Below are 18448 nucleotides of genomic sequence, written 5' to 3'. Positions count from 1 at the left end.
CGCACGAACAATGTGATGGGCATGCAATTTCATCCTGAAAAAAGCGGACCCATCGGACTGCAGTTATTACAAAATTTTGGAGAGATGGTACGATGATTTTATTCCCGGCTATTGACATACGCAACGGTAAATGTGTCCGCCTGATTCAAGGCGACTACGAACAGGAAAACGTTTATAGCGACTCCCCTGCCGACATGGCGAAACAGTGGGAAAAACAGCAAGCTGACTATTTGCACATCGTTGACTTGGATGGAGCTAAGACAGGGACAGCCGCCAACACTGAGACCATTCGCGACATTGTCCAAACTGTTCGTATCCCCGTTCAAATCGGTGGTGGCATTCGTTCTATCGATATGATAAAAGCCTATTTATCTGCTGGTGCCGACAGAGTTATTCTCGGTACTGCTGCCATTAGTGACAAGGCATTCTTAAAAGAAGCGGTGGCCCAATATGGAGAGAAAATCGCTGTATCCATCGATGCACGCCATGGTTACGTCGCAATTGACGGATGGACCGAGACAAGTGATATAGAAGCAGCTGATTTGGTACAAGAACTGGAAGCCATTGGTGTTCACACAATTATCTATACCGATATCCTGAAAGACGGTATGCTGAAGGGGCCGAATTTTGCCGAGCTGGACGCTATCAATCGTGCATCGGCCATCCGCGTCATTGCCTCGGGAGGTGTTTCCAGCAAAGACGATGTCGATAGGCTGAAATCAATGAATTTATACGGGGCTATTATCGGCAAAGCGCTGTATGATGGTACCCTATCATTTCAAACAATACAGGGGGAAACATAAATGCTTGCTAAACGAATCATTCCATGTATGGATGTGGATAAAGGTCGCGTTGTCAAAGGCCATAAATTCCAGAACATACAAGACGTCGCCCATCCCGTGGAGCTGGCCAAGGAGTATAATCAATCGGGAGCCGATGAACTGGTCTTTTATGATATCACAGCATCCAATGAAAATCGCCCGATGTTTTTGGACATCGTCGAACAAATTGCTTCCGAAATTGCCATTCCATTTACGGTCGGCGGCGGCATCAATAGTATTCAAGATATTCAGCAGACCCTCCGCTCCGGTGCTGATAAAATATCCATTAACAGTGCAGCCGTGAAGAACCCTGAGCTGATACAGGAAGCGTCCCGGAAATTCGGTTCCCAATGCATCGTCCTGTCATTAGACGCTAAACAAATGGACACAGGAAAATGGCATATCTTTATTAAAGGCGGCCGCGAGGATACCGGTATGGATGCCATTGAATGGGCTAAAGAAGGCGAACGTCTTGGCGCCGGTGAAATCGTCGTGAATGCCATGGATACGGATGGAGACAAAAGCGGCTACAATCTGGAACTGACGAAGACCATTGCCAACCATGTCAACGTCCCTGTTGTTGCAAGCGGCGGTGCTGGATCCGACAGCCATATCGCCGATGTACTGACAGAAGGCGATGCGGATGCAGCCCTGGCCGCTTCTGTTTTTCACTACAACGAGATTCAAATACCGGAGCTAAAAAATTATCTTGATCAAAACGGCATTGCCGTCAGGAGGTAACCATATGTATGACGAACAACTGAACAGCCTGACATTTGACGAATACGGCCTTATACCAGCTATTGTTCAGGATGCTGAAACAGGATCGATTCTAACACACGCCTATATGAATAAAGAATCACTGGAAAAAACACTGCAAACCGGTGAAACATGGTTTTACAGCCGACAACGGCAAAAATTATGGCATAAAGGAGAAGAGTCCGGTAACACGCAGCAGGTTAAGGAGATCACGAGCGACTGTGATCAAGACGCCCTTTTGGTAAAGGTTCAGCCAGTCGGACCAGCCTGCCATACTGGTGAGGCGTCATGCTTCCACCACGTATTACAAAACAGCAATGCGGCCGAACAGATGACACTAAGCGAACTGGCAAATCTGATTAAAAAACGCCGGGCTGAAACAGAGGAAGGGTCGTATACCACGTATTTGTTTTCAGAAGGCATTGATAAGATCCTTAAAAAGGTGGGCGAAGAAACAAGCGAAGTCATCATCGGTGCCAAAAATAACAGTCGTGATGAAATGGTGTGGGAAATTGCCGATTTATCGTATCACACCCTTGTCCTGATGGAATTAATGGACGTTTCGATTTCTGAAATTAGAGAGGAACTTGCCAAACGCCATTCAGAAAAGGAAGGCAGCCAACATGCATAAACTTTGGAGCGACGCCGCCAAACGAACCGAACCGTATGTGCCCGGCGAACAGCTGAATGATCCTGATATTATAAAGCTGAATACAAATGAAAGCCCGTATGGTCCCTCGCCGAACGTTATTGAGGCCATTCAAAAGGAAGTTTCGCACCATTTGCAACTGTATCCTGCTCCCGACGCTGAAGCACTCCGAGATGACATAGGCCGTTATTATCAGCTTGATAAAGAGCATATTTTCGTTGGGAACGGTTCGGATGAAGTTCTTGCCTTTTCGTTTATGGCTTTTTTCAATACAGACGCGCGTATCCAATTTCCATCCGTAACATATAGTTTCTATCCGGTTTATGCGAAACTTTTCCATATCCCGTATGAGGAAGTCCCTTTGAACCAGGACTTTACGATTCCGGTTGAATCCTTTTTCCAGTCTGATGGCGGAATCATCATGGCTAATCCGAATGCACCGACAGGTATTTATTTGTCTTTGGAGAATGTGGAGACAATTGCAGCCAACAATTCGGACCAAGTCGTTATTATGGATGAAGCTTATATCGACTTCGCGCCTGCCTCTGCGGCATCTCTGGTTCAGGACTACCCCAACCTTCTGATTGTGCAGACGATGTCCAAATCAAGGTCACTGGCCGGTCTTCGTATCGGATTTGCCATTGGGCAGCCTCATCTGATTGAGGCACTTTTCCGTATTAAAGACTCTTTCAACTCATACACCATGGACCGACTGGCCCTCGCTGGTGCAGCTGCAGCCATGAAAGATGATCACTATTTTCAGGAAACAACGGAGGAGATCATTCGGACAAGAGAGTGGCTGATTCCTGAAATGAAGAAACGTGGGTTCAGCGTACTTCCGTCCGCGGCAAACTTTATCTTTACAACGCACTCTACCGTTAAAGCAGAAACGCTTTACAACGAACTGAAACGTCGGAAAATTTTAATCAGACATTTTCAAAATCCGGCGATTGCCAATCATGTCCGTATTACGATTGGTACCGAAAAACAGATGGAACAACTGTTGAGAGCCATTGATGCCATTATTGCTTAAATAACGGCAGGATCGTTGGGATCGTTGCATCAGAGACAGTAAAAAGCCAGGATCCAATCGGACCCTGGCTTTTTACTGTTATAGATTGATGGTCACGTCCGCATCTTTACGGAGTTTGTCAACCAATGTTTGCCGTGCTTGAGCTTCTTTTTTGCTTTTTATACTTTGTTTCAAATCTGACTTTTTCTCATCGAATGAAGCTATTTCCTTATCTTTTTTGCTATCCTTGCCACTGTCGCCATCTTCATTGTCTTTTTTATTTTTTTGTGCTTGCTTTTTCTGCGATTTCCACTGATCGTACGCTTTCTTCAGTTCCTTTTCTGTTGGCTCTATGTCACCGGATTCTTCGGCAACCAGTTTATCCATTTTAACTTGCGTCTTAATCTGTGAAATCACTTCATTTTTCTTCGTACCCTGCTCTTTTAATTTGCTGAGCAATTTATCTTTGGACTCAAGCCCATTTTGCTTCGCCAAGTCGTTCAACTTTTTATCCACAGCTTTGTCGGATGCGCTATAATCCCGATTATTTGCTTCTTGTTTAAGCAGCTCATTGCCAACCAAAACTTCTGCCGTCTGTTTTTTCAGTTTCTTCTGATCCACTTCTTTTCCAGTCAGCCTTGATTGCATGGCCGATCGCTGAAAGACGCTCTGATACATGGAACTAAATTCTTTCTTCTTGATTTTGTCACCATTCACCTTGGCTACAACATCTGGTACGTCTTTCAAATCAGGCTCAGGCATCTTTTGCTGCTGAGAAGCTTGTCCGTTCTCACCGCCGCCTTTATCCTTATCCTTGTCCTTATCGTCCGATCCATCATCACCGCCGCACGCTGCCAATACAAGTGCCACGGTCAGCGCCATAAGTGATATCAATAATTTTCTCATAGATGGCTGTCCCTCATTTCCTTACTTTGTTTCTTTATTCAAACATATATAAGGGGGGTGGTGCAAATGTTAATACTTCGCTTAAAGAATTAATAAGCATTGCCATCCCGGCGTTGAAAGGAATAACTAACATTTCATTTACAATGGAACAGCCATTTTACTAGCATTTGCCACATTTTTTCTGCCTATCAACAAAAAAAAGCAAGAGATTCGATCCCTTGCCTCTTGTTGTATCTAATCCAATCCGTTTTTAACCTCTTTAATCATTTCTTCCATTGATAGCAGACCGCCACCGGAAAGGTACCAAACATTTGGATTTAAATAGACAATATGATCATTTTTGGCTGCCTTTGTTCCGTTCACAAGTTCATTATCAAGTACTTCACTGGCAACCGTATCGCCGCCGATCGCTTTGTCCCGATCAATAACAAACAAATAATCCGGGTCTTGTTCCGCGACATATTCGAATGTCACTTTCTGACCATGTGTTGATGCCTCAATGTTCTCATCGGCTGGCTGAACGCCAAATACATCATGAATGAGTCCAAATCGTGAGCCGGGGCCGTACGCACTTATTTTCCCGCCGGTTGATAAGACAATCAGACCTTTTTTGTCACTTTCAGACGTTTTATCCTGAAGGTTTTGAATGGATTGTTTAATGTCATCCAGTTCTTGATTGACCTCATCTTTTTTATCAAAAATTTTACCGAGTGTTTTTGCATTTTTCGTAAACGAATCCATGTAGTTTTTATTATTAATACCAACATAAATGGTCGGTGCAATTTTACTAAGCTCTTTGTAAGCATCGGACTGTCTGCCGGAAATGATGATCAGTTCAGGCTGCAGCTCATTGATGGCTTCAAAGTCTGGTTCAATTAAACTGCCGACATTTTTATATTCCGATCCCTCATACTTTGATAAATATTCCGGGAGAGCACTTCCCTTTGCAACACCTTTAACTGGAACATTCAGCTTATCGAGGGTCTCCAACGCACCGTAGTCAAACACCACAACATTTTCCGGGTTTTTTGGAACATCGGTTTTATCTAGTTTATGGTTGACAGTAACCGTTTTATTGGATGATTCTTCATTATTTTTATCTGATGAATCACTGGTATTGCCGGACGAACCCGTCGAGTCGCTGGATCCACAAGCGGCTAAAGCCATCGCTAACAAACAAACCACTAAAAACGCTGAAAACTTTTTGACCATTGAGATCACTCCTGATTATGTTTTATAACACATACGATTAAACGAAATTGATAATCGTTATCAGTTATGTGTAAAAAAATAACCCTTGCGCAAGGGATATGGTAATCGACTATGTCAATTACCATTAATTGAAAATGATTATCAGTTTCACTGTTAATTAGACTACCATTTACTTTTCAAGACGTCAATAGACATTCCGTATTTTTTTGAAAATGTGTTTTTGAGCGTTTACGTATAGTAAATACAAATCCGGTTGTTATTGATGATTTCAATCTGGATGTCCATATCATACACTTCTTTCAACACCGGTTGTTGAATAATCTCCTCTGTGGCACCGCCTTTAACAACCTTTCCATCCTTTAATGCTACAATATGATCGGAATAGCAGGAAGCAAAATTAATATCATGCAGAACAATCACAACCGTTTTCCCGAGTTCGTTCACCATTTTCTTTAGTGCTTTCATGATTTCCACCGAGTGGTTCATATCCAAATTATTGAGCGGTTCATCCAAAAGGATATACTCGGTATCCTGGGCAAGTATCATCGCTATGTACGCTCTTTGCAGCTGACCGCCGCTTAATTGATCAATATATTTGTTTTGCATGTCCTCAAGTCTCATATAATGCAGCGCGTCGTTTACATGCTGCCAGTCTTTTTCTGTTAATCGCCCTTGCGAATAAGGAAAACGGCCAAAACTGACCAAATCTTTAATTGTAATGCGGATGTTAACATTATTCGACTGTTTGAGAATAGATATTTTTTTGGCAAGATCATTGCTTTTACTATCTTTAATATTTTTGCCGTCAATGACAATGTCACCGCTATCTTTATTAATAAGTCGACTGACCATTGATAACAACGTACTTTTTCCGGCGCCATTCGGGCCAATAAACGAGGTGATTTTGCCTTTTTGTATAGAAACGGAAACATCCTCGACGACATTCTTTTGACCATATTGCTTGGTAACATGTTTAACGTCTAACATCATTTACTCTCCTTTAGAAGCAGATAAAGAAAATACAATCCGCCAACAAGATTGATAATAACACTGACCGATGTCGAAAAATGAAATACACGCTCAACCAGCATTTGCGCCCCTATCAGGGAAATGATGCTGATAAAAATCGAACCGGCGAATAAGTGTTTGTGTTGATAAGTCCCCATAAAGTGATAGGTAATATTGGCTACAAGTAAGCCTAAAAACGTTATGGGACCAACCAGTGCGGTTGATATGGATACCAGAACAGCAATAATCATTAACAGCCTTTTAACGACCGGATCATAACTCACTCCTAAGTTAATCGCCTGTTCCTTGCCTAATGATAAAACATCCAGATATTTGATAAAGCGTAGAAAGTATAAGCCAATCAGTACGACACTCACCGAAGAGATTAATAGAAGCTGTGTATTAACATTGTTAAAACTGGCAAACATAGAGTCCCTTACGACAAGAAATTCGTTTGGATCAATCAATATCTGCATGAATGACGAGATACTTGAAAACAATGTGCCCAAGATCAAACCGACAAGCAGCAAATAATAAATATTTTGCCCTTCCCGTTTAAATAAAAACGTATACAGTAACGCCGAAAACACTAACATCAGGCCGACAGAAATCAGAAAATGAATGTTACTATTCATCATCGTCAGCGTATTGGCGCCAAAAGTGAACACCACAACGGTCTGAATCAGCATGTATAACGAATCCAGTCCAATAATGTTAGGCGTTAAAATTTTATTATTCGTGATCGTTTGAAAAATAATCGTCGATACGCCAATTGAACTGCCTGTCAGGATGATGGCCAAAATTTTGTTCAATCGCCGGGTCAAAATGTAACCCCAATAGCCTCCCATATCAATAAATAAAAATAGAGTAATGATTGCTGCGGTAATAGTTACCAGAATAATAAGTTTAGTTTTCATGAGCGTTTCTCCCCAATAACAAATACAGGAAAATGGCACTGCCGATAATACCGATGGTCAGACTGATAGAGATTTCATATGGATAAATGATTATGCGTCCGAGTATATCGCAAAACAGAACGAATACAGCTCCCATCACTGCTGTGGGAAAGATGCTTTTCTTTATATTATCCCCACGGAAGATCGTCACAATATTGGGGACAATCAAACCCAAAAAAGGCAAGGTTCCAACAGTAAGTATTACGATCGAGGAGACAAAAGCAACGATAATAAGTCCCAGATTAACGATTCGTTTATAACTCAAACCCAGATTCACCGCTAAATCCTCACCCATGCCTGCCAGCGTAAAACGGTTGGCAAACAGGTATGCTAAAATAATCGCCGGAATACTGATATATAAAAGTTCGTAACGTCCTTCAATGACCATGGAAAAATCCCCATGCAGCCAGGAGGATATACTTTGTATCAGGTTATACTTCAACCCGAAAAACGTTGTAATCGATCCGACAATATTACCGAACATCAGCCCAACAAGCGGGATAAATATCGTGTTTTTAAATTTAATGTGATCAAGAATCTTCATAAATATAAATGTACCCGCCAGTGCAAAGGCAAAGGCTATGGCCATCTTTTCAAGCATGCCGGCTGCAGGAAAAACAAGTAATGACACCAAAACACCAAGACGTGCGGAATCCATGGTGCCCGCCGTTGTCGGTGAAACGAATTTGTTTCGTGTTAATTGTTGCATAATCAAACCGCATATACTTAAGCTGCTCCCCGCGATTAAAATACTGATCAAGCGCGGCAACCGACTTACGGTTAAAATTTTCTGTTGATCCTGCGTTAAGTGAAAAAGATCGAGTGGTGATATGTTTTTAACACCGACAAAAAGCGATATAAAAGAAAGTAAAAACAACGCTATGATTAGCAAATATCCTTTTCTCATCCCATTCCCGTTCCCTTGCTGATACAGCCGATTAATCCTGATAACGAAAAACTGTATGCTTTAATTTGGCGATATTGATAATCATTATCACCGAATTAGTTATATCATTAACGATTCAGTGTGTCAAACCTACAACGGATACCCTGTTGGGACGAAAAGATAAAAAAACAACCTTCGCTGATGGCTATTTGCCTTGCGAGAGGTTGCTATATCGGAATGCATCAGTCATTTTTCATGTCTTCACAGCCTTCATCCGTACAATACGTTGTTTTTGATTTTTTTGGTGTCAACGAGTGCGACGACGATTTCGATTGCTCCTCTTCCCATACTTTCGCAAGCACTTCAGTGAATACGTTCATTGGCTGTGCACCGGATAATGCATATGTGCTATTAAAAACGAAAAACGGAACACCTTGTACACCTAGTTGTGCCGCCTCTTTTTCATCCATCCGGACATCTTCCGCGTAGTCATCCTTTTTCAGCATTACTCGCACATTGCCCCGATCCAGACCGGATTCAGCTGCTAATCGGGCTAGTATTTCGTAATCACTGATTCGTTCAGAATCCGTAAAATAAGCACGAAACAGACGCTCGATCACGGCATGGCTCTTTCCTTTGTTTTTTGCATATTGCACAACACGGTGGGCATCAAACGAATTGGTCGGCTGCATCGTATCAAAATTGTATATCAACCCCAGTTCCTCGGCTTTTTTTCTCATTTTTTCATTCGATTGTCTGGCTTCTTCCACGCTCATGCCAAATTTAACACTCATTCGTTCATGAATCGACTGATCAGGATTTTTCTCGGAATCAGGATCTAGTTCATAACTATTATACGTCACGAATACATTGTCTTTATGAGGAAAATGGTCGAGTGCGGACTCCAATTGACGCTTGCCCATGTAACAGAACGGACACACGAAATCGGACCATACCTCTATGTCCATGATAACACCTCTTTCCTGATGGTTATTTTAGCACAGCCTTCTCACTGTCAGGAAATGTTGTGCTCTTGACACAAAGGAGGACATCAATTGGATCACCGCACACCCCTGACCATAGCGCTGATTTTCAGCTGAATCAATGATAGTCGTGACCATCAACATACCGTCCATAGTCCGGTTTAGCTGTTTGATCAAACGTTTGAGCAAGGTGTGAAAGCCCTTCCCTTAATGCTTCGCCACGCATCCACGTACCATGTCCCGGTACGACCGTCTCCGGATTTAATTGTGCCAGCTTTTCCACTGATGTTTTAGCTTTTTCCCAATCCGTTGTCAGATACCGCGGTGGCCCATTCACCTCACTGGTCTGCATAAGCACATTATAGAACGAGTCCTGTCTGACTGTAATAAAGGCATCACCGGAGAGAAGCATCCCATCATGCTTTCGGTAAAACGACACATGACCGGGTGTATGTCCCGGTGTGTGAATCCACTGCCATCCTTCCATTCCGGGTACGCTATTGTCTTCAGGCAACGGTTGCACCGCACGGCCTAAATTCACCGGTTCGTTCGGATAGATGCGGGAAATTTTGGCCAACATGCCGCCTTCTACACTAGGATCCGGCTCCGGATAGCTTTGTTCCCCAGTTAGATAAGGGAGCTCCAGTTGATGAGCATAAACCGGAACATCCCATTCCTGCACCAAGTCCACCAGTCCGCCAACATGATCAAAATGCCCGTGTGTCAGAACGATGGCTAATGGCGGTTGCTGTGTCCCGAACCGTTTCTCAGCCGTTTCCATAATGTTTTCGGCGGAATGAGGCAATCCCGCATCCACCAGCACCCATTCCCGCTCTTCCGGGTAACCAATAAAACCAATATTCACGATTTGGTCCGTATAGTAAAACACATCATTTGCTGCTTCTTCCCCTGATCCGCTTGTGATCGATGTCATTGGGATGGATTTATTATCCTTTGGTTCATGCATCTCTTCATCCATAGAAAGACCTCCTTTGTTATGTAGCATTTGGAGGTCGACGAATCATAAACCATCATTTGGAACCGTTTCCGATAACATTTTCTGGTTGCGACGCTGAATGATTAATGAACTTTGGCGATTTTGGTTTCATCTTTGGCTTTTTTGTTATAAACTTTGGTGTTTTCACTTTAACTTTGGCGTTTGTGTGCCAAACTTTGGCGTTTTTTAATGAACGAAAAAACTGCCCATAATAATGAGCAGTCAGTCTTCAAGCAATGATGTTCCCATAATGGAAACGCGTTTCGTATTTTTTAGATCACCGATCGTTTTGGCACCAATACCGAACATGGTCATTGTCAGTTCAAGCTCGATCTGATCCATGGTTTTGACAACTGCTTCATCGGATTCTGTTGCCGCCTGGAGCAACTTACGAGCAAATCCGATCACATCAGCACCAATGGTCAAAGCTTTGGCAGCGTCCATTCCGGTCTTCATTCCGCCGCTGGATACCACAGGAATATCATCCAGGGCGCTCCTCACCGATACAATGCAGTCCTTTGTCGGGATGCCCCAGCTATTGAACGCTTCCGCAGCCGCCTTTTTCAGAGGATCATTGGAGCGGAGTTTCTCAACCTGACTCCACGACGTCCCACCAGCGCCCGCAACATCAATATAGGAAATACCAGCATCGTATAATTGTTTGGCGACCGTTCCATCAATGCCAAACCCGACCTCTTTCGCACCAACCGGAACATCCAGTGCAGAGCAAACGTTTTCGATTTTCGGCAGCAAGTTTTCAAAATTCAAGTCGCCCCCATCCTGCACAGCCTCCTGGAGCGGATTAAAATGCAGCACAATGGAATCAGCACCGGTCATATCAATAATCTGCTGACACGCCTCAGCCCCATAGCCATAGTTCAGTTGCACAGCACCCAAGTTTGCAATGAGTGGAACAGTCGGTGCATGCTTGCGTATTAAAAAGGACTCCTGGTGCGCATCACTTTCCAATAAAGCCCTCGTTGAGCCAAGCGCTACGGCCCACCCTTTTTCTTCTGCAGCCTTCGCCAAATTCCGGTTTATCTGCGCCGCAAGCTCCGATCCACCCGTCATCGAACTGACCAGAAACGGCGCTTTGATTGGCTTGTCAAGGAAATGGGACGTCAAATCAATATCTCTAAAATTGATCTCCGGCAGTGCGTTATGTATAAACGATATTCCTTCCAGACCGGTTGACTTGTCCACTCCTTCCACATTATCTTCAAGACAAAGACGAATGTGCTCTGTCTTCCGTCTATTAATTCCTTCACCCATAGTGATTCATCCTATCTCAAGTATCATTTCTTCTATCATACCAAGGATTTTGAATTTATGTAATCATAATGGCATGAATCATTTTCAGAAAAATATTCACATATGCTACACTTACAGCATTGGGAACATGAAACATGGGAGGTAGGAGGGAAAAATATGAAACAAGCAGCAAAAATGTTTGCCGAAATAGCGCATGATGGGCAGACACGTAAGGCTTCCGGCACACCTTATATCACCCATCCCGTCCGTGTCGCACAACGGCTGGAAACTTCAGGATTCAGCGATGAGCTGGTTTGTGCCGGTTATTTGCATGACGTTGTGGAAGATACGCCATATGAAATAGAAGATATCAAAGACCAATTTGGATCAAAGGTTGCAGCACTCGTCTCTGCCCATACGGAAGATAAATCCAAATCGTGGGAAGGGCGCAAACAGGATACCATTGATACGGTAAAACGTGCAGAAGATGACGTAAAGTACTTAATTATAGCTGATAAACTGGATAACTTGCTGTCCATGGAAAAAGAACTGAACCGGCAAGGTCACAAACTTTGGGATCACTTTCATTCGGGATTTGATCAGCAGAAATGGTATAACCAATCCATCGCAGCAAACATGTACACTGGGCTTCCCGATCATAAAGTCCCTGCTTACTTTCAAGAATTCGCCGGTGCCGTTAAACGGGTATTTGGCTGAACTCAATCGGAGAAAGCCAAAAGATAATCCGTTTCTAAAGGCTCAGAGATCTGCATTGTGTGTTGCAGACCAAAACTGCAGATCCATTTATGTTTGAATCCATCGACATTTAAACCGTTTCATCGGTTCGGCCGTGATACAGAAAACAGTCTTTCGTATGGTCATTAACCATTCCGGTTGCTTGCATAAACGCATAACAAATCGTCGGCCCCACAAACTTAAATCCACGCTTTTTCAAGTCTTTGCTCATCTGTTCAGACTCTTGGGTCGTCGCAGGGACATCCGCATGTGTATCCCAGTTATTCAGAATTGGCTCACCGCCGACAAATTGCCAAATATAGCTGTCAAAGCTTCCAAACTGCTGCTGAATCATCAATACTGACATTGCATTCGTTATTACCGATTCGATTTTTTGTCTGTTACGGATGATACGCTTATCCTGGATCAGTTTGTGCACCCTATCCGTATCGTAACGAGCAATTTTTTCAGGATCAAAATAATCGAACGCCTTCCGATAATCTTCTCTCCGCTTAAGGATGGTAAGCCAACTCAAACCCGCCTGTGCCCCTTCCAGCGAAAGCATTTCAAATAAGGACTGATCATCATGGGTCGGCTTCCCCCACTCATGGTCATGATAATCAATATAAATCGAGTCATCTGTTACCCATTCACAGCGCTTTCGATTCATGGTTATTCCTCCTTTGTTTCCACTTTGTTATCATCATACGAAATCCAATCGCTGAAACTGCCAGGGTAAAGCTTAACATCCCGGTATCCGGCTAACCTCAATGCAAGAACGTTCGGGCACGCGGAGACACCCGATCCACACGAAACGATAATCTCATCGTCCTTAGATAAGGATTTAAAACGGTATTCGAGCTCATCATCCGTTTTCCATTTCCCTTTGTCATTCAAAACATGTTTCCAGAAGAAATTTTTTGCTCCGGGAATATGACCTGCCTTTCTATAAAGTGGTTCTGATTGACCCAGATATCGTTCACTTGCACGAGAGTCAATGAGTGTCGCCGTTTGGCTCTGCAACTTTTCTTTCACATTATCGATGTCCGCAACAGCATCATTCCGTATGAATGGCTCAAAATGCTTTGGATCCAGGTTCGTTACCTCGGTTGTCACCTCATACCCGTTGTTCATCCACGCATCCAAACCGCCATCAAGCAGATGAACGTCCTGATGACCCGCATAATCCAGCAGCCACCACAGACGTGCTGCGAACATGTCATTGTGTTGATCATAAATAACAACCGTTGTGTCATGATCGATACCGATGTTGCCCATTTTGGCTGCAAACATCTCCATATCCGGCAACGGGTGACTGCCGCCATGCTTAGCAGGTTTCTCAGATAAATCTTTGTTTAAATCCAAGTAAACAGCTTGCGGGATATGTCCTTCCAAATAAGCTTTCCTGCCCGCGTCTTCATCAGTCAGCTGAAATCGCGTATCCACAACAACCGTATCGTCGGGGGCATGTTCCAATCTGTTCTTTAGCCACGGGGCACTCACAATAACCGACATTTTCAGAACCTCCTGCTATATTTTTATCTTTTTATTTGAACCAATCTTCTTTCTCTTTATTTTAACCGATGAAAAAGAGGATGAACAGACCTGCTTATGCTTTATTTTCGCTAAAGAAAACCGAACGTCTCTGCATTAACATCCGGCTGGCCTTTCAAAAAGAAACCATAGACCAAAACAATCATGCAGTGATACGATAAACGTAAAAGATGAGACAATAGGGAGAGAAAACCATGTTCTACAAAAGCCTGACCGCTATTTTTATACTGTTCAATTTGACATTTTTAACCACAGCCTGCAACGGGAGCCCAGACAATAACGGATCCGCCGACCATACACCAACAGACAAAACAGACAACCAAAAAAAAGATCGTCCGAAAGATACGAGCATCGATCTCCCCCAGGAACAGCTGCAAAAAACCGATCAGGGCCAGGCGGTGAAAACGCTGCAAAAAGCCTTGAACAACGCCGGTTATTCCATTTCTGACAATGGAACCTTTGATAGGGAAACAACCTGGGCGCTTACCGATTTTCAATTGCAACAAGACTCGCTCACTGCTACTGGTATTTATAATGAGCCGACTCGAAACGCATTACAAAAGAAACTGGATGAAACGGACGCCGTCAAAGCAGGGGCTGTTCTGCGTAAACCGGACGAGAAACCGACAGCTGTTGGCAATCCACATGACATCCTTGCACTGGTCAATAAAGACAACAGACTGCCTGGTGATTTTGTTCCGCGTAACCTGACCGTACCCGATGTCCGTTTTCCTTTTGACGACTTTTTGCCGAAAAAACAAATGCGGAAGGTAGCCGCTCAAGCACTGGAAGATATGTTTCAAGCAGCCAACAACAACGATCTTGAACTGTTCGCTCAGTCCGGCTATCGGTCCTACGAGAGACAGGATGCCATCTTTGCCTCCAATGTCCGGGAACGTGGTGAAGAAGCGGCTAACAAAGTCAGTGCCAAACCGGGCGAAAGCGAACATCAGACTGGCTTGACCATGGATGTCACCAGCCCGGATGTCAATTACCGATTGGTCACCGATTTCGGGCAAACCGACGAGGGACAATGGATTAAGCAACATGCGAGTGAATACGGTTTTATTATTCGCTACCCGAAAGGAAAACAAGCCATCACTAAGTATCAATACGAACCATGGCATCTCCGGTATGTCGGCCAAAAAGCCGCCACAGCCATCATGAAGCAAGATATAACTTTGGAAGAATATTTGGGTGAAGCGTAATTCAGGCGCACATTTATCGTTATGTGCGCCTGAATTAATTGTGGTTATTTATTCCTTTTGATTCACTTTTAAAATGGTTTCAATACCATAAGCACAATGATGATCAAAAACAATATATTCTCCAACCGTTCATAGAAAAACAGTCTTTTTGATAATAGATAGTAATCAGGCGGTATATCATCGCTTTGATGCTCGTTAAGCAGCATTTTGACCGGTTTCGCCCTGGGTGACAGCATGACCGGACCAAGCCCCAAAGCGACCAGATACAATATGAGACTTGTTACATACCAACCTTGATCAAAAAGATACGGATGTAACATACCCATCCACAGGCCGGTAACAAACAGCAATATACCACCGATCATCACCACATGATGGAGATGATTGCGAATGGCATGGGCCTGCCGCAATTCGGTCATCGTCCGAGCTTTGCTAACTATATAAATCATCACAAACCCCGGGCCCATTCCCAATATGGCCGAAAAAACGTGTATGACAACAAGCAGTTCATATAATGTCATCATTCACCACCCACTTCCATCATGTGCCTTCATCATACACGATAAGGGGCAGGGTATATTTGTGATATGAAGCACGATACTAGTACATTTTATGACAAATTTGTGCCTGATACACTACCCACAATATCGTTTTAGAATGGCATCAACGGGCGGCCCATACCCTTCGCCAAAACTAATCAAGTGTACGAGCAAGTAATACAGCTGGTACAATGGTTTGATATCGTCATAATCCGGTGATAGTGGGAATCGCTCTTCATACGCTCGATAGAAATCGTTGGAATACCCGCCAAACAGCTCCGTAAAAGCTAGCTCAAAATGCCTGTCCCCATACAAAAATGACGGATCAATCACATAGGGAATCCCTCCTGAACCAACAAGCCAGTTGCCACCCCACAGGTCCCCATGCAAAGACGAAGGGGCTGTATCATCTGGAACCCACTTACCTAAGTTTTCCAGCAATGTTTCCATCCGGTGGCGCCGTTCACCCGTAATTCTTCCACGGTCGATTCCAAGCTGAAGCTGGGCACCCAGACGCTGGTCCCGATAATACGCCAGCCAGCTTGAAAACAAGCCATTTGGCTGAGGAAGCGTACCGATAAACGTATCAACGTCCAAACCATGCTTGTCACCGAATGACTGATGCATCTTCGCGACCCGGTCACCGAGCTGACGCTGTGTATCGGCAGAAGGCGTTCCTTCGATCCATTCCATCACCAGAAACGCACCTCCGCTTTCATCCGAGTAGGCACATACGTCCGGAACAGCGATTGAATCCGTCTGACTGATGAGGTCCAACCCCTTTGCTTCCAGTTCAAAAAAACGCGCCGGTGCATTTGGATGGTATTTTACAAAATAACGGCCTTGATGAGTCTCCGCAAAATAGCTTGCACTAATGGATCCTCCCCCAACACGGGTGACCTTTTTCAAAGGGGTTTCATCGCCCGCCTTCTTCAATGCTTTGTCCACAACAGTCTTCATGCTGACGCTCCTTTATATCCCATCGTCATTCATTCGTTCTTTCCCTGGTGCAACCAAATCTTCCTGGCCATCCGGCAAAGGGATACGTGTCATTGTCAGTTGACGCTTCCTTTTAGGTCTTTTCTTATTGACTTATTTCCAGTATAACAAATACGAGCTATTGTTGCGTTTTTGCGAATCGTATCCTCAGAATTCATTCGTAGTCGATTTTCATATCCCCTGGTTTGATCCAGCCTTTTTTACGGAACCATTCCGCTAGAACGAAACTGATAATCGCAGGGCCGATCACATGCAACGCCACCATGGATCCTAACACATGCCAACTAAAGCCCATGGATTCAAAAGTCATAATTTGTCCCACCAGACCACTGGTGCCCATCCCCGCACCAAGATCATTATTTTCAAGTTCCAGCCAGACGGTTGCAAATGGGGCCAGGACGGCTCCGGCGATAGTCGGCGGAATAATAATCACAGGATTGCGCAACACGTTGGCTACCTGCAGCATGGACGTGCCAATTCCCTGTGCCAGCAAACCACCGACACCATTTTCACGATAGCTGGCCGATGCAAATCCAACCATTTGCGCGGCACACCCAATCGTTGCCGCACCTGCTGCCAATCCATCAATGGAAAGCATGATGGCAATGGCTAAACTGGATATGGGGGCCGTTAATCCCCATCCCATCAAAACAGCAACCAGTATCCCCATAATCAAAGGCTGCTGGTCGGTGGACCAATTAATAATTCCTCCGAACCACGACATGAATGCATTGATCGGCGGGCCAATAAAGGTACCGATGGCAAACCCGACAAGTATTGTTACAAATGGCGTGATGATAATATCAACACGTGTCGTTTTATAGACTATTTTCCCAAACTCAGTAGCAATCAGGGCGGTCACATAACTTCCAGCCGGTCCGCCCAATTCAGCACCGAATGCTCCGGCAAACAGCGCAGAAAATAAAACGAGCGGGGGTGCGTTCAACCCATAAGCAATTGCCACGCCAATGGCACCGCCCATTATTTTGGTCTCCATCGCATAGCCGCCCATATCCACAAAAAACGCCAGCTGATCCCATCCCCATTTTACCGCTTGCTCACCAATGGTTTGAATAATCAGACCAATAATAAGAGATGCGAACAGCCCTAATGCCATATAGCTTAACGCCGTAATAACATACGCCCTGACCGACAAAGAAACTCCTTTTCGCTTCAAAAATGCTTTCATGTCTTCCTCCCCCTATTGTGAAATTATTCACATGTAATTTTTTAATTATGCGAATTCTTACTGTTCCTCCCATTATTACGTGATTCATTTCACAAATCAAGACCTTTTTAATGTTTTGCTACTTATTCATTTATAAGCTATAATAAATGATCAATACATATTTTTTGATGGAGGGTGAGAATTGAATTCTGCTAAGACAAAGACATCACTTCAACAGACCATCCGCGACCGACGTGCTGTCAAAAAGCATTACAACGATAAACCCGTTACCGAGGATACCGTCAAAGAACTGCTGGAAGATGCTATATGGGCACCTACCCACGGCGTCCGTCAGCCTTGGCGATTCATCTTTGTCGGACCGGAGCAAAAAGAAACCTTTGCCGCAAACGTTGCCGCCACGTATCCGGAAGAACGCCAGGAAAACCGGTATCAATACCTTTGTGAACCCAACGCGTTCCTTATTGTCGTCATGGATGAACCTGACAGTCAAAAACAATGGGATGAAAACTTTGGTGCAACCGCCTGTATGATTCAAAACTTCTGGTTGCTTGCATGGGAGCATCAGCTTGGGGTTGTCTGGAAAACCAATTCGCATATTTATGATCCGGCGGTGAAAGCGATCCTGGACATAGGTAACAACGAAAAAATCGTCGGGTTCCTGCATCTCGGCTATTTTGATGAAAAGCCCGTCAAAAAGGAACGAATCCCGGCCACCGATAAATTCACCCGATTTGAAGGGTAACGATATCAAATGGCCTTCTCCTACTTAAAAGTTGTATAGCTT

20 protein-coding genes are annotated in these 18448 nt (G+C 44.0%); 7 read left to right on the top strand and 13 right to left on the bottom strand.

The features are described 5' to 3' along the window. The first annotated feature begins 92 nt into the window (after positions 1–92). The 4 genes from hisA to hisC are packed head-to-tail and all read left to right on the top strand — an operon-like array spanning position 93 to position 3262. Entirely contained in the window at positions 93–803 is a 711-nt protein-coding gene (gene hisA / locus ABDZ72_RS02410) for a 1-(5-phosphoribosyl)-5-[(5-phosphoribosylamino)methylideneamino]imidazole-4-carboxamide isomerase (protein WP_343750939.1), read from the top strand. After that, on the top strand, positions 804–1562 hold the full coding sequence (gene hisF, locus ABDZ72_RS02405) for an imidazole glycerol phosphate synthase subunit HisF (RefSeq protein ID WP_343750938.1): 759 nt from the start codon (positions 804–806) through the stop codon (positions 1560–1562). Positions 1563–1566: 4 nt separating this feature from the next. Then, positions 1567–2211, top strand: coding sequence for a bifunctional phosphoribosyl-AMP cyclohydrolase/phosphoribosyl-ATP diphosphatase HisIE (gene hisIE / locus ABDZ72_RS02400; RefSeq protein ID WP_343750937.1), 645 nt, complete (start codon positions 1567–1569; stop codon positions 2209–2211). Further along, entirely contained in the window at positions 2204–3262 is a 1059-nt protein-coding gene (hisC, locus tag ABDZ72_RS02395) for a histidinol-phosphate transaminase (protein WP_343750935.1), read from the top strand. Before hisIE ends, hisC begins: the two co-directional genes overlap by 8 nt. Before the next feature lie 78 nt (positions 3263–3340). Here hisC and ABDZ72_RS02390 read toward each other — a convergent pair whose 3' ends face one another. The 8 genes from ABDZ72_RS02390 to fni form a co-directional block, all read right to left on the bottom strand. After that, entirely contained in the window at positions 3341–4147 is an 807-nt protein-coding gene (locus tag ABDZ72_RS02390) for a SurA N-terminal domain-containing protein (protein ID WP_343750934.1), read from the bottom strand. Positions 4148–4381: 234 nt separating this feature from the next. Continuing rightward, positions 4382–5359, bottom strand: coding sequence for a siderophore ABC transporter substrate-binding protein (locus ABDZ72_RS02385; protein ID WP_343750933.1), 978 nt, complete (start codon positions 5357–5359; stop codon positions 4382–4384). A 228-nt stretch (positions 5360–5587) separates the two neighbouring features. After that, positions 5588–6346, bottom strand: coding sequence for an iron ABC transporter ATP-binding protein (locus ABDZ72_RS02380; RefSeq protein WP_343750932.1), 759 nt, complete (start codon positions 6344–6346; stop codon positions 5588–5590). Further along, positions 6346–7284, bottom strand: a complete 939-nt coding sequence (locus tag ABDZ72_RS02375; RefSeq protein ID WP_343750930.1) for an iron chelate uptake ABC transporter family permease subunit — start codon at positions 7282–7284, stop codon at positions 6346–6348. The genes ABDZ72_RS02380 and ABDZ72_RS02375 overlap by 1 nt, the downstream gene beginning before the upstream one ends. Continuing rightward, positions 7274–8230, bottom strand: a complete 957-nt coding sequence (locus ABDZ72_RS02370) for an ABC transporter permease (RefSeq protein ID WP_343750928.1) — start codon at positions 8228–8230, stop codon at positions 7274–7276. Before ABDZ72_RS02370 ends, ABDZ72_RS02375 begins: the two co-directional genes overlap by 11 nt. A 221-nt stretch (positions 8231–8451) precedes the next feature. Continuing rightward, positions 8452–9177, bottom strand: coding sequence for a DsbA family oxidoreductase (locus tag ABDZ72_RS02365; protein ID WP_343750926.1), 726 nt, complete (start codon positions 9175–9177; stop codon positions 8452–8454). A gap of 133 nt (positions 9178–9310) precedes the next feature. Further along, positions 9311–10171 carry an MBL fold metallo-hydrolase gene (locus tag ABDZ72_RS02360; RefSeq protein ID WP_343750925.1) on the bottom strand — a complete coding sequence of 287 codons (861 nt, stop codon included), beginning with the start codon at positions 10169–10171 and terminating at the stop codon, positions 9311–9313. A gap of 240 nt (positions 10172–10411) precedes the next feature. Beyond that, complete coding sequence (fni, locus tag ABDZ72_RS02355) at positions 10412–11461, bottom strand: type 2 isopentenyl-diphosphate Delta-isomerase (RefSeq protein WP_343750924.1); 1050 nt, start codon at positions 11459–11461, stop codon at positions 10412–10414. A 156-nt stretch (positions 11462–11617) separates the two neighbouring features. On the opposite strand from fni, the gene ABDZ72_RS02350 reads away from it, so the two are divergent. Then, a complete protein-coding gene (locus ABDZ72_RS02350) occupies positions 11618–12157 on the top strand; it encodes an HD domain-containing protein (protein ID WP_343750923.1) in 540 nt (179 codons plus the stop codon). A 109-nt stretch (positions 12158–12266) separates the two neighbouring features. Here ABDZ72_RS02350 and ABDZ72_RS02345 read toward each other — a convergent pair whose 3' ends face one another. Next, the gene (locus ABDZ72_RS02345) at positions 12267–12845 is read right to left on the bottom strand and encodes a DNA-3-methyladenine glycosylase I (protein WP_343750921.1); all 579 of its coding nucleotides are present in this window, start codon (positions 12843–12845) and stop codon (positions 12267–12269) included. Between the two features lie 2 nt (positions 12846–12847). Continuing rightward, positions 12848–13690: a sulfurtransferase gene (locus ABDZ72_RS02340; protein ID WP_343750919.1), complete on the bottom strand. Its 843-nt coding sequence runs from the start codon at positions 13688–13690 to the stop codon at positions 12848–12850. Between the two features lie 233 nt (positions 13691–13923). On the opposite strand from ABDZ72_RS02340, the gene ABDZ72_RS02335 reads away from it, so the two are divergent. After that, positions 13924–14937, top strand: coding sequence for a D-alanyl-D-alanine carboxypeptidase family protein (locus tag ABDZ72_RS02335; RefSeq protein WP_343750917.1), 1014 nt, complete (start codon positions 13924–13926; stop codon positions 14935–14937). 68 nt (positions 14938–15005) lie between these two features. Here the strand turns inward: ABDZ72_RS02335 and ABDZ72_RS02330 are convergent, their stop codons facing one another. The 3 genes from ABDZ72_RS02330 to ABDZ72_RS02320 all read right to left on the bottom strand — a co-directional run bounded on the left by ABDZ72_RS02330 (position 15006) and on the right by ABDZ72_RS02320 (position 17664). After that, positions 15006–15461 (bottom strand): DUF2269 family protein, encoded by a 456-nt coding sequence (locus ABDZ72_RS02330; RefSeq protein ID WP_343750916.1) that lies wholly within the window; start codon positions 15459–15461, stop codon positions 15006–15008. A 111-nt stretch (positions 15462–15572) separates the two neighbouring features. Beyond that, positions 15573–16436 (bottom strand): fructosamine kinase family protein, encoded by an 864-nt coding sequence (locus ABDZ72_RS02325; RefSeq protein ID WP_343750914.1) that lies wholly within the window; start codon positions 16434–16436, stop codon positions 15573–15575. Between the two features lie 193 nt (positions 16437–16629). Beyond that, positions 16630–17664, bottom strand: a complete 1035-nt coding sequence (locus tag ABDZ72_RS02320) for a PTS sugar transporter subunit IIC (protein WP_343750913.1) — start codon at positions 17662–17664, stop codon at positions 16630–16632. Positions 17665–17845: 181 nt separating this feature from the next. Here ABDZ72_RS02320 and ABDZ72_RS02315 point away from each other — a divergent pair, with 181 nt between their 5' ends. Further along, positions 17846–18406, top strand: a complete 561-nt coding sequence (locus ABDZ72_RS02315) for a nitroreductase family protein (protein WP_343750911.1) — start codon at positions 17846–17848, stop codon at positions 18404–18406. Positions 18407–18448: the final 42 nt, after the last annotated feature.

Source organism: Lentibacillus halophilus (assembly GCF_039522485.1).
Lineage (GTDB): Bacteria > Bacillota > Bacilli > Bacillales > Amphibacillaceae > Lentibacillus > Lentibacillus halophilus.
Note: the sequence above shows the minus strand (reverse complement) of the source record. Positions and strands in the feature narration are given on the sequence as shown.

What these genes read in the sequence shown, in the direction of transcription:
- ABDZ72_RS02350 (WP_343750923.1), top strand. Translation starts at nt 11,618, where the DNA reads ATGAAACAAGCAGCAAAAATGTTTGCCGAAATAGCGCATGATGGGCAG.
- ABDZ72_RS02330 (WP_343750916.1), bottom strand. Translation starts at nt 15,461, where the DNA reads ATGATGACATTATATGAACTGCTTGTTGTCATACACGTTTTTTCGGCC.
- hisA (WP_343750939.1), top strand. Translation starts at nt 93, where the DNA reads ATGATTTTATTCCCGGCTATTGACATACGCAACGGTAAATGTGTCCGC.
- ABDZ72_RS02385 (WP_343750933.1), bottom strand. Translation starts at nt 5,359, where the DNA reads ATGGTCAAAAAGTTTTCAGCGTTTTTAGTGGTTTGTTTGTTAGCGATG.
- ABDZ72_RS02340 (WP_343750919.1), bottom strand. Translation starts at nt 13,690, where the DNA reads ATGTCGGTTATTGTGAGTGCCCCGTGGCTAAAGAACAGATTGGAACAT.
- ABDZ72_RS02360 (WP_343750925.1), bottom strand. Translation starts at nt 10,171, where the DNA reads ATGGATGAAGAGATGCATGAACCAAAGGATAATAAATCCATCCCAATG.
- ABDZ72_RS02325 (WP_343750914.1), bottom strand. Translation starts at nt 16,436, where the DNA reads ATGAAGACTGTTGTGGACAAAGCATTGAAGAAGGCGGGCGATGAAACC.
- fni (WP_343750924.1), bottom strand. Translation starts at nt 11,461, where the DNA reads ATGGGTGAAGGAATTAATAGACGGAAGACAGAGCACATTCGTCTTTGT.
- ABDZ72_RS02320 (WP_343750913.1), bottom strand. Translation starts at nt 17,664, where the DNA reads ATGAAAGCATTTTTGAAGCGAAAAGGAGTTTCTTTGTCGGTCAGGGCG.
- ABDZ72_RS02335 (WP_343750917.1), top strand. Translation starts at nt 13,924, where the DNA reads ATGTTCTACAAAAGCCTGACCGCTATTTTTATACTGTTCAATTTGACA.
- hisIE (WP_343750937.1), top strand. Translation starts at nt 1,567, where the DNA reads ATGTATGACGAACAACTGAACAGCCTGACATTTGACGAATACGGCCTT.
- ABDZ72_RS02345 (WP_343750921.1), bottom strand. Translation starts at nt 12,845, where the DNA reads ATGAATCGAAAGCGCTGTGAATGGGTAACAGATGACTCGATTTATATT.
- ABDZ72_RS02380 (WP_343750932.1), bottom strand. Translation starts at nt 6,346, where the DNA reads ATGTTAGACGTTAAACATGTTACCAAGCAATATGGTCAAAAGAATGTC.
- hisF (WP_343750938.1), top strand. Translation starts at nt 804, where the DNA reads ATGCTTGCTAAACGAATCATTCCATGTATGGATGTGGATAAAGGTCGC.
- ABDZ72_RS02390 (WP_343750934.1), bottom strand. Translation starts at nt 4,147, where the DNA reads ATGAGAAAATTATTGATATCACTTATGGCGCTGACCGTGGCACTTGTA.
- ABDZ72_RS02375 (WP_343750930.1), bottom strand. Translation starts at nt 7,284, where the DNA reads ATGAAAACTAAACTTATTATTCTGGTAACTATTACCGCAGCAATCATT.
- ABDZ72_RS02370 (WP_343750928.1), bottom strand. Translation starts at nt 8,230, where the DNA reads ATGAGAAAAGGATATTTGCTAATCATAGCGTTGTTTTTACTTTCTTTT.
- hisC (WP_343750935.1), top strand. Translation starts at nt 2,204, where the DNA reads ATGCATAAACTTTGGAGCGACGCCGCCAAACGAACCGAACCGTATGTG.
- ABDZ72_RS02365 (WP_343750926.1), bottom strand. Translation starts at nt 9,177, where the DNA reads ATGGACATAGAGGTATGGTCCGATTTCGTGTGTCCGTTCTGTTACATG.